Source organism: Roseiconus lacunae (assembly GCF_008312935.1).
GTDB classification, from domain to species: domain Bacteria; phylum Planctomycetota; class Planctomycetia; order Pirellulales; family Pirellulaceae; genus Stieleria; species Stieleria lacunae.
Genome location: NZ_VSZO01000002.1, coordinates 397,730 through 409,405 on the forward strand (window position 1 = coordinate 397,730; position 11,676 = coordinate 409,405).

The following is an 11,676-nucleotide window of genomic DNA, read 5'->3' on the forward strand; positions in this document are numbered from 1 at the left end:
TGACCAACCGCTAGTCGAATTTCTGACGGCGTTGTTGTTTCTTTTGGCTTTGTTGAATCTTCGCCTCTTTGCGGCGACGGCGACTTCCGGCGGTTGGCTTGGTCGGCTTTCGTTTCCGTGGCGGCCGTCTGGTTTCGGTGAGCATTTCAACCAGCTTTGCACGGACTTCCGCCAGGTTTTGCATTTGCTCGCGATGGCGATCACTCTGCAAGACCAAGGCACCGTCACGGTTGATTCGGTTCGAGAATTTGCGGCGAAACCGATCCTTCCATTCATCGGAAATCTGTTCCGTCGCTTCAAATTCCCAATGCAAGATAACCTTAGAATTTACCTTGTTCACGTTTTGCCCCCCCGGACCGCTACTTCGCGCCGTCGTGACGGTGAATTCGGCAGCAGGGAGCGTTAAGTAGGAACTGACAATCAAATCATTCATAGTTGCGTATCGAAGAAATCGTTACCGGAGTCTTCACGTGAGTTCTTTTGATCAAAACGCATCGCGATGATTTATCATAGAGGCGGCGTCGAGAGTTTGAAGCGCCAAAGCGGATGTCGATTGATCGGGCCAAGGAAAACACCGCAACTTTCGTCCGACTTCTTTTCTTGTATACATTTGCAATGAACGACAAGACTCGACGTACGAAGGTTCGACGTATCATTTTGCTAGTGATCGCTTTGATCACGATTCCCGGTGCCTACGCCTACATCGAACTTGTGCTCGCCCGTCCGATCGGTGAAGGTCCGGCCGGTCCCGCCGTCGATGCGGCAGATTTTAAGGACGTCTGGACTGATCGCGCGGTCAAGGTCCTTGGAATCGGTGACAGTGTGACCGCAGGACTGGGAGCGAAGAGCCCCAGCCATACGTTTTTCAACCGTATCCTCGAGAATCCTGCGGATGAATTCCCTGCGATGCAAGGCGTATGTCTTTCGGCGGTACTGCCGAACCTCGACCATGAGAATCATGCAATTTCTGGTTCGGAGTCCGACCTCCATCTTGAGATCATCCGGGAAGAAATCCCGGTCGAAGAACAAGCCTACGGAATCGTCCTAATGACCTCAGGCGGTAACGACCTGATTCACAGTTACGGCCGAAGCGCTCCTCGCCAATGCGCGATGTACGGTGCCACACTGAAACAAGCCGCGCCATGGATTGACAACTTTAAGATCCGATTGCGCACCATGTTCGAAGAGATCGACCAGAAGTTTCCGGTCGGATGCGAGATCTACATCGGCGACATCTATGATCCGACCGATGGCGTAGGCGATGCACCGAGTATCTTTCTTCCCGACTGGCCCGACGGGCTGGCGATCCACGCCCGATACAACGAGACGATCCGTTCGGTCGCTGCCGAACGAAACAACGTTTTTGTCGTCCCGTTGCATGCAACCTTTCTCGGGCACGGTTCACATTGCCGGCAATTCTGGCGTTCGACCTATGATCGCGAAGACCCGCACTACTGGTTTTACAGCAATATCGAAGACCCAAACGATCGTGGCTATGACGCGATTCGCCGCACATTTCTAAACACGATCGTCCAACATTCACGCCTGAAGCCAAGAGAGTAAACGACGATGGCCCGACGCCAGTGCTTCGTCAACCTTTGAGTTTAGGATTAGCCGCATGGCGTTAGCCACGGTTTCGGTGCAGGAACCGGGGATAACGCACGTCGGCCGATGAGCCGAACTCAGGATTTCATCGCTGTCACGGCGCCACGAATTTTCTGAACAATTGATTCATCCAAATCGCTGACCAGCGGAAGCATTGGCCCAGTTTGGGCGATGCCCGCCTCGGCTACCGCGTGATGCAACACACGAATAGGGCTGTACTCGTTTCGCAGGTCTTCTAGCGGCAAAAACCATTGTCGAATCTGTTCGGCCGTTTCGAATTCGCCGGCATGAATCGCATGCATCATCTCCATACTTCGCTTCGGAGCAACACAAACACAGCCGCTGGTAAATCCGGTCACACCAAAATCGCGCAGGTGAACGATCGCCGGCTGTTCGCCGATTCCGCTGACCATGCGTTCGGTCGGAAAGACATCGATCAGCGATTTCAAATAGGGATCATCCGACGGATCGTCGAGCACGACGGCGTACTTGATCCATGAAATCACGCCATCTTTTTCGAGGGATGCGACCAACTTTGGGTCAAGCCATTGATCGAATTTCAAATACAACACCAAAGGCTTGCCGAGTCGTTCGGCCAATCGACGCACACCACTCGCACACCCATGTTGATCGACAATGTCGCGCGACGGCAACAACATCGCCGTCGAGAACGGGTACTCACGAAGCACGTCGACCTGGTCACACGCCAGACCATAGGCCGGACCGATCGAAGGGACGACGGTGGTCTGGTCGCCGGAGTTTTCGGCAAGCATTTGAAGCGTTGACGCGAATTCACTTAGCCGAATGTGATAGAAGAGCGCGTTGCCACCGTAGAGCAACGATCGCACACCACCGTCTTCTAGAAAACGAATGATTTTGCGGTTCTCTTCTGAGCAAACCTCACCTTCAGCATTTCGAGCCAGTGGTGGTACGGCAAAAACACTTTCACGCAAATGCGCGGCATCAAATTCTGAGTTCAACATGATGATTGATTAATGGAGTCCGGCGATGGGCATTGCGACACGATACAGGCCCGTTCGCGCGGTCACGTACATGGTCTTCCGGTCGTCGCCACCAAAGCTAACGTTTGCGGGTTTTTGAGGAAACTCGACCAAACCGATTTGCTTTCCCGCTGGAGAGAAAATTTGAACGCCTAGATCACTCGTGATATAGACGTTGCCTTGGACATCCAACGCAATTCCGTCAGCCCCGGTACCGGATTTACCTTCCGGTTGAGTGAGTTCGCAGAACGTTTTTGCCGGGCTTAGTTTTCCAGGCCCGAGCACTTCATAGACCAGCATCTCGGACTGTCCGCTAGGGCAAACATAAAGTCGACTTCCATCGGGTGAAAGTCCGATGCCATTGGGAGCTTTGATGTCAGACGTCACGCGCGAAACGCGGCGAGGTTCACCGTCATCGCTCGCTGGGCTGATGTAATAGACCGCTTGAATGGTTTGCGGTAGCGGTGTTGGTGCGCGGAAAAGTGGGTCGGTAAAATAAATCCCACCATTGGCGTCGACGATCAAATCGTTCGGGGCATTGAATCTCCGTCCGCCAAACTTATCCGCAAGGGTCGTCGCCGCGCCCGTCTTGATGTCATATTCGACGACTTGGCCGTCCATCTGGCAGGCCCTGATTTTTCCGTCGGAGGCGATCAAGATTCCGTTGGTGTGACCGCTCTGATCGGTGAACCGATCAATTGATCCGTCCTCACGCAAGCGAAAGACGGAGTTGTTCGGGATATCCGAAAAAAACAAGGACTTGGATTTCGGTTCCCAGGCTGGGCCTTCCGTAAACGCGTATCCGTCTTGGACCAATTCAACTTTGCCGATCGGTTCGATCGACTCCGCCGCCGGTTCATCTTGGGCACTACCAATCGTGCCCATCAACAAAATTGCGGTGCAATATATCCATCGCGTCATTTTCATCTGTGTTCTCCCGGTGACTTGTCGGTGGGCTTTGCTGATCGCTCATGACTCGCTTCGTCGGTGACAACCGAATATCGTGGCGAGGCAGAGCGTTAAGTCAGCAACTCTTCGCGTAGGCGTTCAAAATAATCCAAGACAGGACGCGGGTCGCCTGCGGCATCGATCACGCCAGAGTGGGCTTGAACATGCGGTTCATCATCGGCCCAACCATCCCAGACGATCCCATGGACCATGTGCTTAGCCAATAGTGTACGAACTAATGGACCGGCCGTGCGAAGCTGATTGGCGGCCAACTCCGCTTTGTTGTCCCCGTTGATCAATGTCGGCCGATTGACACGTGCCTGTGCGTCGTTGCCGCAATCGCCCGGGATAGTCATTTGCACCAACATCGGAATGCCCAACGTCGCCCAGCGATCGATCATTTGTCCGAAATCGAGTGCCGATCGGGGCAGAGTCGCATCGGCGGCATAGTTCAAACGGATGTCCAACCCGATCCCCGCCATCCCCAACCCGCTACGCGCGATCGCATCGGCAAAATGTAACGCTGAAATTCCGTCACGGTGCTTTGCCAAGTATTCGCCGAAGGGTTGGTCGAACGAAATGATCGCTGGCGTATTTGGATCAACACGTCGGACGGTTTGCAAAATCGCGACCGCCAATCGCATCACTTGTTCATCGTCCAATGGAATCGGCCCGGGCGTATTCAACCCGGTCGCACAATTCCACAGGTGGACCGATCCGCGATAGCGATTGACCACACGCTCGGTGTACTGCGTAATCGACGACAAGAACGATTCAAAGTTATCTTCGATCAAGTAAAACCAAGCTGGCATCATCTCGCTGCGGAAATCCAACAGCGGACCGCAGAGGACCTTCATCCCGCGTTCACCGCACCACTGGATCGTACGATCGCATTTTTCAAAATCGAAGCGTCCCGCTTCCTCTTCGATCAACGACCAGTTCAGCCGTACCGCCGCCGTGTTGAATGCTTTGTTAAAACGGGAGGAATGCTGCGACCGAGTCGGTGAAGGGGGCACGACGCTGCCAGCGAGAAGTGTCCCGAGCTGCGGTTCGCGTTGTTTGCGAAAGGCGATTGACTGTAGCGCAAACGATTCACCGAGATCTGCGATCGCATTTTCCAACGTCGCAATCGCTTGCAAGGCAGCTTTCGAGCAAGCACTTAAATCGTCACGTAACGTGGCGGCATCAAGGAACTGTTCGGTTCCGCGTTGAAGCAATTCGCCAAACCGATCACTCAGTGACAACCCGGCTCGTTGCCAAGCATCTGATTGAACGCGAGCCCGATAACAACTGCCACGCGCGAGTTCCAAAAACAGCGGATACCGCTGCTCGCCAGGCATCAAAGTACACGTCGAAAGCGTCCTGTAACCGAGCCCTTTGGTCGGGCAAGTCAAATACAGTTTCCCGGATGTCTCGACGGGACGCTTGATCGTCAAGACGCCGTCGTCCTTGGATAACTTACACTCCCAAGGGACGCCCTCGATGCCACAGATGTACGCGTCTTTCCAAAGCGTTTGCTTCAGCAACAGCGTGGAATCTGGCGGAACGGCGAAGTGAAATTGCCCCATGGTGTGAGTTTTGAAGTGGCGCTCTTTGACGTGTTGACTGACGTAAACCCAACGGATCTCGGCTGATGTGATGTCCAGGAAGATCCACTCTCACTGGGAGCGTCGTGCCTCCGGTCATCCGAATGCCTTTTCGGTCGCGTCGACCCCCGCCCCTCGCAACTGCGAAAGGACGATGGGGCCACGCGACTCTAAGAGACGCGGGCTAGTCGATCGGAACCTAGGGCAAACGAACTTGTTTCAGGGTGACCAGTTTACCCCGAGTTAGGAAGCGACGCGACTGGTAGGCCGGCCGACAACAGGACCAGCATTTTGCCGACATTTTGGGGGGCCGAGATCGACCATGGTCCGCTTGTGAACACTTTGAGGATCCCCAACAATGCGACTTTCACCCTTTCTTCACCGATCGCCCCATACACGTGGTCAATGATGTCGACTCCGGCACCCTATCAATTCGATGACTCCGGCGCGCTACTGGAAACCCAACTGCCACTTCCAAGGCGAAGCGGTAAAGTTCGCGACGTTTATGAACTGGGCGATCAACTACTGGTGGTCAGCACCGACCGCATCAGTGCTTTCGATTACATCTTGCCATGCGGGATCCCCGACAAAGGAAAGTTGCTGACGCAGATGAGTGTGTTCTGGTTTGACCATCTGGACGTTAACCATCACCTGCTTTCAACGGAAGTTCCACAAGTACTCGCCGACCAGATCGACGTCCAGCCTCTTGAGGGTCGCGTGATGGTGGTCCGCCGTGCCGACGTGGTTCCGTTTGAGTGCGTCGCACGGGGGTACCTCGAAGGCAGTGGCTGGAAGGAATATCAAACAACGCAAGCCGTCTGCGGTAATCGGCTGCCAGGGGGACTTCGGCAATGCGACGCACTTCCCGAATCGATTTTCACGCCTGCGACCAAAGCCGACGAAGGACATGATGAAAACGTTTCCATCGGTCGAATGATTGCAGACGTCGGAAGCGACTTGGCGTTGCACTTGCGAGACGAAACGCTTCGGCTTTACCGCCAAGCCGCCGAACACGCCAAGTCATGCGGCATCATCATTGCCGATACGAAGTTCGAATTCGGCCGCGTCGCCGACGAGGATACGCCCATCTTGATTGACGAAGTCCTCACGCCGGATTCATCGCGTTTTTGGGACGCGGCGACCTATGAACCCGGTCACTCACAACCGTCTTTCGATAAGCAATTTGTCCGAGAGTGGCTGATGAACTCCGATTGGGATCGCAACTCGCCACCCCCATCTCTGCCACCAATCATCGTCGAACGAACCGCCGCCAAATACCAAGAAGCATTCGATCGCCTGGCGAGCACCTGAGCCGTAGACACCAGTGATTCGTTCCAACTCGTTTAAGATCAACCGCACAGCGTTAGTCACCGCTTCGGTGCAATCACCGGAGCTAACGCCCGCCGGCTGATGAGCCGAACCCGAACATTCGATTTAGACGGAGCACTAGCCTCGGGCCAGAACCACCGCGCCGACTTTGCGACGGCTACTCTCCCGATTCGACAACCTTGCAATGCTCAAGGATCTCGCCCGCCGAGGCGCGGTACCCAACATAAAATGGACCGAACTCCGCATACTTCGCGCTTGCCTTGTCGAATCGCATCTTATAGACGATATCTTTCAAGTAGTCTGGGTTGCGTCCCCAAAGCGTGACCATCCACTCCCAGTCATCTAAACCGACCCCGACGGTGATCAACTGAGACACCTTGCCGGCGAACGCGATACCGCTCTGCGCGTGCTCGGCCATCATCGCGTTGCGATCGCTAAACGATTCCATGAACCAGTTCGCGTCGGGGACGCGAGATTTGTTCATTGGATAGAAACAGGCGGCGGGCCAATCCGGAATCTCCGGACGCAGTCGCTGCTCGTTCATCATCGGAAGCCGTCGCTCGTACGCCGCTACTTTCGCATTCAGTTCGGGACTATCCTCGGTGGCACCTTCGCGAATCAAACGATCGCGGTACTGCTCGATCGACGGCACGTACTCGCTGACTTCGCTGATCGAGACAAATGACCAAACCGGTTCAATAAATTGGCCCAGTGGCGGCGCGATCAATGCTTGATGGACCGCGTCGACTTTTGCCGGGTCGGGATCCATCACCAGGACGGCAAAGTCTGCCGCGTGACCACTGATCCAGTACGACGCCAAACGCTCAGGCTTGACGTCGCCGGCCGGTGACAGCGCCGCACGAAAGTTTGCCACGCAACTCGGCGACAACACATGCGGCATGGATTCTCGACGAAATCGATAGAGAAAGTGACTGCAATGCCAGCCCTTTTCGGGAATCGTCGAGGGTTCGGGCAACGGGGTGGCGTGGGGATTGGGACGACCTGACATCTGCGATAGCTATCTCGTTCAGCGAGCACCGGAATTTGAAAGGGAATCTCCCTGATCTTCCCACGAACGTAGCGACGGCGCAAGGTGTGGTCCACCTCTCCTCGCCTGTTCCGATGGCGAGAACACCGACTAGCTCGAAACGACTTGAGCGTTTTTAAGATTAATCTGGAAAAGAGTCCGCCAGACGTGCTAAAAGCGGGGTCCGTGCGTTTTAGTGCAAACACGAAGGCGATTCGTTTTCCCTAAACCTTGCCCGTTTGGCGCGATTATGGGGCTCGTTGGGATGCAAGCGGTTGCTCTGAATGATTGCCCGCGTTTGGAACCACTTATCTTTCCCCGGCCGATGCGGCGATACGAATCCCAAGGTCGAATTACCGGATTCTCGAGCACGCAAGGAAGCAATCGGGATGCAACGACGCAAATTTTTAGCCCTCACGGGCTCGCTAGCTGCCACCGCCGCAGCCAACCAGGCTTTCGCCAAGCCACCACACTTAGTCGAACCCGTTCACCGGGTCGCCAACGCCAGCATCACGCCGGCAGCGCCTGTCAAAGTTTCCACCTTGGACACCGCGCTTTCGCATGCGCGGCAATCACTGGACCTCTGCCGGGAAAACGTGACCGACTACACCGCTTTGTTGGTCAAACGTGAACGGATCGGAGACACGTTGGGGCCGCACGAATACATGTCGGCAAAAATCCGTTGCCGCAAAGTCAACAACGGCCAACTTACCCAGCCACTAAGCGTCTACCTCAGTTTCCTAAAGCCTTCGACGGTCAAAGGCCGCGAGGTGATTTATGTGGAAGGCCAAAACAACGGAAATATCATCGCCCACGAAGGCGGATTCAAAGGCAAGTTCTTGCCGACGGTTCAGCTTTCGCCGACCGGGGCACTTGCGATGCGAGGCCAGCGCTACCCGATGACCGAAATCGGGGTCGAGAATTTACTGGTCAAGCTGATCGAACGTGGCGAACAAGCGCGACAGTTGCCCGACGTTCAAGCGGATATGCGCCGCGGGATCAAAATTAACAATCGGCCCTGCATGCTGCTCACGGTGACACAGCCTTCGCGGCGCCCCGACTTGATGTTCTATCAAGCCAAGGTCTACATGGACGAAGCCCTTAAGTTGCCGATCCGTTACGTTGCCTACGACTGGCCGAAACCGGGGCAAAGCGAACTTGAGGTACTCGAGGAGTACAACTACCTCAACCTGAAGGTCAACGTCGGACTGACCGACAAGGACTTCGATCCCAACAATAGCTCCTACGGATTCTATTGATCCATCGAGCGAGCGAAGTCTCAGCGGGACAACTGGACTTCGCTTCTTCTACGAACCGCTACCGCTGACCAGTCACCCGTGGGTCGCCTCCTACGACTCATCACGACTCGGTCAGCGAGAGGCACAGTGCCGCATAATCAGCGAGGCAAAGTGCCGCATCGAAAGCCGTCAAGGGATCCGGAAACCAATCCCAACCCTGTCGATTGAAATTATCCCAAGACCGGCGGGACGCGGAAACACTCTTCGTCCGATGCAGGCGCGTTGGCGAGTGCCTGCTCTCGTGAAAGGCTTTGCGAGAATTCATCCGCTCGCCATCGATTGCTTACGTCAAGCGCCGTCGTCATGGGCTCGACATCCGTCGTATCGAGCTCCGACAACTTGTCGATGAAACCGAGGATGCTTTCCAATTGCGGCGCGAGATGCTCAAGCTCCTCTTGCGGGAGCTCCAGTCGGGCCAAGCGGGCCAGTTTAGCCGCGTCTTCGGTGGTCAAAGCCATGATTGATCCAAGGCGTGAGCAAATCAACGCGGTTTACTTGGCGCCGCTGACGTCAAACGGCTTTGTCTTGACCGTCTTGCGGATCGCGCCACTGCGGATGCACTGAACGCAAACTCGCATCGACTTATTTTCGCCTTCGGCGGTGGTCACATGCACGCGTTGCAAGTTGGGCACGAACTTCCGGCGGGTGATTCCGGTAATTTTCGTACCGACACCACCGAGGTACTTCGCCTTACCGCGGGTTTCGACGCGGTTTCCCATTTGAACTTTCTTTCCGCAAACTTCACATTGACGTGCCATAGCACCGCTCCCCATCAGATCCGATGGGTCTCCTCGACTGAATCGTTAATCGTGTCTGTCTCAAGCAATCCGGACGCAGATTGGACCGGATTCGCTTGTCGCTAAAGTGTTCGGTGAAAACAGGTTGCAGCGATCGATGTGAACCGAAACTCCGTCGGTTGCACCCCGCATTTCGAGAGTGTAGAGGACCGGAATCCTCGAATTCGACACCGAGCGGAACGCTGCAGAGCGGCAAACTATACAAAGCCTAGCCCTTTGGCGAAAGAACCAATCTGGCCGACCCCGAAGACCAATTTGCGCCGATCGCTCGCAGCATTCCCTGAGCTTTCGTCCATGTCTCCGATTCTTCATCGGCAGGATGACTCCGCGCCGTGATCCCTCCTCCGACAGGAATCTGTAAGACTTCATCGGTCGCCGTCATGGAGCGGATCAAAATATTGAAATCGGCGTCGCCGGAGCAGCTGATGTATCCCATCGAACCACAGTAGGGCCCGCGGGGATTTGGCTCCAAACGCGCGATCGTTTTCATCGCTTCGATTTTGGGCGCCCCGGTCACGCTCCCCCCTGGGAAACAGGCACGCAAGCAGTCAACGACGCTAACGCCCTGCGAAAGCTCCGCTTCGACGACCGAGACGAGGTGCTGAACGAACTCGTAGCTTTCGAGCTCGCATAATTTGGAAACCGTCACACTGTGGTCGGTGCACACGCGAGAGAGGTCGTTTCGCATCAGGTCGACGATCATGATATTCTCGGCGCGTTCTTTTTCACTGGCCAGCATTTCCTCGGCCAACGCTTGGTCAAGCTTGCGATCACCGGTACGCCGTCGAGTCCCCTTGATCGGCCGGGTGACGACACGCCGTTCACGGATCTGCAAAAATCCCTCTGGCGAAGAACTCAGGACCTGAAACGTCCCCCCATCGTAAAAACCAGACTGGGGCGCCGGGTTGGCGGCCCGAAGAGCAAGGTACAACTCGTCCGCTGCGCATGGCTGCTCCGCAGTCAATCGCTGAGCCAGATTTACCTGGAAAGTGTCACCGCGACCGATCCCTTCCACGATCGAGCTGACTGCCGAACGGAACTCGCCCTCGGCAAAGTTGCTGCGAATCTCGCAATGGCTTTCGCCATCCGGCAGCCGTCGGCCGGGAACTTCAACTGAGCTCGGCTCGGTAAGTCCCGGGCTTGGCTCGTCAAGCAGGGCGAGGACTTGGCTCGCGCGTTTATTGGCGAGTTCAACCTTTCGCCCGACCGTCGCTTCGCTTGAACCGGCGTGCGTTCGATCGAACTGATCTCGGTCCCAACCTTGGCAGATCAGCCACTGCCGTTCGAGATCGTGATCAATCGCGATTGCCCAGTCGAAAACGCCGAAGGACATCGCCGGTGTTGGTAAATCATCGATTTGTTGTCGGTGGCAAGTCGCCAATTCGATCGGCTCGAGCCAGCGTGCCGATTCGTACCCCAAAATCCCAACCAGACCACCTTGAAACGGTGGCAGGGATTGGACCTTGGAAGCCGGCAAAAGCTTGGCAAGTCGGGCAAGCTCCGGCCAAGGATCCGGATCGGAAGGATTCGCCGAAAGTCGAACGATCGGATCGGCCGTTAAGAACGAATAACGTCCGTGGGGGTCGGCCGGGGACTGCAAAGCCCCGGCATCTTCGACCGATGGCGATGCGTTTTCTTCACGATGAACGGAGTCAAGCCAAACACGTCGCCCCAGTGGCTCGAGCCGGCAAAAGATGTCCTCCGGATCAAGCGTTGCCCGGAGAGGTACCACCAGGGGAATGGATTGGGCGTCGTGTAAGTCCATCAACCGGTCACAAGTTTTTCTTCAGGAAACGATCACTGTTCGGCCAATAGGTTGACGTGCGATTCGAATGTTCTCAAGTTGTTCAAACACAAGTCCAGCCGGTCGGTCATCAAAAATCGACACCAGCGGGGGAGTGCAGGAAAAAGCGAAACCGCCGAACGACACAGTTTCCAGCAGCGACAACGTGACCTGCGACGCCAGTAATTCCGTCGTCGCTTTTCGCACTTAAGCAGTTGAACACGAAAGATTCGGCTTAAGTCATTTCACTCTCCCACTGGGCATTGGTATCTACACAAGTTTTAGCTTTTCGTAGACTGCAC

The 11,676-nt window shown here is 55.4% G+C and carries 11 protein-coding genes; 3 read left to right on the top strand and 8 right to left on the bottom strand.

Going from position 1 to position 11,676, the window contains the following annotated elements; genetic code table 11:
• Positions 1 to 10 precede the first annotated feature (10 nt).
• Positions 11 to 424, bottom strand: a complete 414-nt coding sequence (gene arfB / locus FYC48_RS07745; protein ID WP_350494697.1) for an alternative ribosome rescue aminoacyl-tRNA hydrolase ArfB — start codon at positions 422 to 424, stop codon at positions 11 to 13.
• A gap of 191 nt (positions 425 to 615) precedes the next feature.
• Between arfB and FYC48_RS07750 the strand changes: the two genes are divergently transcribed.
• Entirely contained in the window at positions 616 to 1,563 is a 948-nt protein-coding gene (locus FYC48_RS07750) for an SGNH/GDSL hydrolase family protein (RefSeq protein WP_149496120.1), read from the top strand.
• A 119-nt stretch (positions 1,564 to 1,682) separates the two neighbouring features.
• Here the strand turns inward: FYC48_RS07750 and FYC48_RS07755 are convergent, their stop codons facing one another.
• The 3 genes from FYC48_RS07755 to FYC48_RS07765 all read right to left on the bottom strand — a co-directional run bounded on the left by FYC48_RS07755 (position 1,683) and on the right by FYC48_RS07765 (position 5,122).
• A complete protein-coding gene (locus FYC48_RS07755) occupies positions 1,683 to 2,588 on the bottom strand; it encodes a dihydrodipicolinate synthase family protein (RefSeq protein ID WP_149496121.1) in 906 nt (301 codons plus the stop codon).
• A gap of 9 nt (positions 2,589 to 2,597) precedes the next feature.
• Positions 2,598 to 3,527 carry an SMP-30/gluconolactonase/LRE family protein gene (locus FYC48_RS07760; RefSeq protein WP_235034136.1) on the bottom strand — a complete coding sequence of 310 codons (930 nt, stop codon included), beginning with the start codon at positions 3,525 to 3,527 and terminating at the stop codon, positions 2,598 to 2,600.
• A gap of 98 nt (positions 3,528 to 3,625) precedes the next feature.
• Positions 3,626 to 5,122 carry an endo-1,4-beta-xylanase gene (locus FYC48_RS07765; protein WP_149496123.1) on the bottom strand — a complete coding sequence of 499 codons (1,497 nt, stop codon included), beginning with the start codon at positions 5,120 to 5,122 and terminating at the stop codon, positions 3,626 to 3,628.
• Between the two features lie 423 nt (positions 5,123 to 5,545).
• Between FYC48_RS07765 and FYC48_RS07770 the strand changes: the two genes are divergently transcribed.
• A complete protein-coding gene (locus FYC48_RS07770; RefSeq protein WP_235034137.1) occupies positions 5,546 to 6,451 on the top strand; it encodes a phosphoribosylaminoimidazolesuccinocarboxamide synthase in 906 nt (301 codons plus the stop codon).
• Between the two features lie 175 nt (positions 6,452 to 6,626).
• Here FYC48_RS07770 and hemQ read toward each other — a convergent pair whose 3' ends face one another.
• Positions 6,627 to 7,478, bottom strand: a complete 852-nt coding sequence (gene hemQ, locus FYC48_RS07775) for a hydrogen peroxide-dependent heme synthase (RefSeq protein WP_200836559.1) — start codon at positions 7,476 to 7,478, stop codon at positions 6,627 to 6,629.
• Positions 7,479 to 7,885: 407 nt separating this feature from the next.
• Here hemQ and FYC48_RS07780 point away from each other — a divergent pair, with 407 nt between their 5' ends.
• Positions 7,886 to 8,755, top strand: coding sequence for a DUF1571 domain-containing protein (locus tag FYC48_RS07780; RefSeq protein ID WP_149496124.1), 870 nt, complete (start codon positions 7,886 to 7,888; stop codon positions 8,753 to 8,755).
• 209 nt (positions 8,756 to 8,964) lie between these two features.
• On the opposite strand, the gene gatC is transcribed toward FYC48_RS07780, so the two are convergent.
• The 3 genes from gatC to FYC48_RS07795 all read right to left on the bottom strand — a co-directional run bounded on the left by gatC (position 8,965) and on the right by FYC48_RS07795 (position 11,356).
• Entirely contained in the window at positions 8,965 to 9,252 is a 288-nt protein-coding gene (gatC, locus tag FYC48_RS07785) for an Asp-tRNA(Asn)/Glu-tRNA(Gln) amidotransferase subunit GatC (RefSeq protein ID WP_149496125.1), read from the bottom strand.
• A 33-nt stretch (positions 9,253 to 9,285) separates the two neighbouring features.
• Positions 9,286 to 9,552, bottom strand: a complete 267-nt coding sequence (gene rpmB / locus FYC48_RS07790; protein WP_149496126.1) for a 50S ribosomal protein L28 — start codon at positions 9,550 to 9,552, stop codon at positions 9,286 to 9,288.
• 247 nt (positions 9,553 to 9,799) lie between these two features.
• Complete coding sequence (locus FYC48_RS07795) at positions 9,800 to 11,356, bottom strand: anthranilate synthase component I family protein (protein WP_149496127.1); 1,557 nt, start codon at positions 11,354 to 11,356, stop codon at positions 9,800 to 9,802.
• Positions 11,357 to 11,676: the final 320 nt, after the last annotated feature.

Bases quoted from the DNA above. Each gene is read 5' to 3' on its own strand.
- FYC48_RS07770 (WP_235034137.1), top strand. From the start codon at position 5,546: ATGATGTCGACTCCGGCACCCTATCAATTCGATGACTCCGGCGCGCTA.
- gatC (WP_149496125.1), bottom strand. From the start codon at position 9,252: ATGGCTTTGACCACCGAAGACGCGGCTAAACTGGCCCGCTTGGCCCGA.
- FYC48_RS07750 (WP_149496120.1), top strand. From the start codon at position 616: ATGAACGACAAGACTCGACGTACGAAGGTTCGACGTATCATTTTGCTA.
- FYC48_RS07795 (WP_149496127.1), bottom strand. From the start codon at position 11,356: ATGGACTTACACGACGCCCAATCCATTCCCCTGGTGGTACCTCTCCGG.
- FYC48_RS07755 (WP_149496121.1), bottom strand. From the start codon at position 2,588: ATGTTGAACTCAGAATTTGATGCCGCGCATTTGCGTGAAAGTGTTTTT.
- FYC48_RS07780 (WP_149496124.1), top strand. From the start codon at position 7,886: ATGCAACGACGCAAATTTTTAGCCCTCACGGGCTCGCTAGCTGCCACC.
- rpmB (WP_149496126.1), bottom strand. From the start codon at position 9,552: ATGGCACGTCAATGTGAAGTTTGCGGAAAGAAAGTTCAAATGGGAAAC.
- FYC48_RS07765 (WP_149496123.1), bottom strand. From the start codon at position 5,122: ATGGGGCAATTTCACTTCGCCGTTCCGCCAGATTCCACGCTGTTGCTG.
- hemQ (WP_200836559.1), bottom strand. From the start codon at position 7,478: ATGTCAGGTCGTCCCAATCCCCACGCCACCCCGTTGCCCGAACCCTCG.
- FYC48_RS07760 (WP_235034136.1), bottom strand. From the start codon at position 3,527: ATGACGCGATGGATATATTGCACCGCAATTTTGTTGATGGGCACGATT.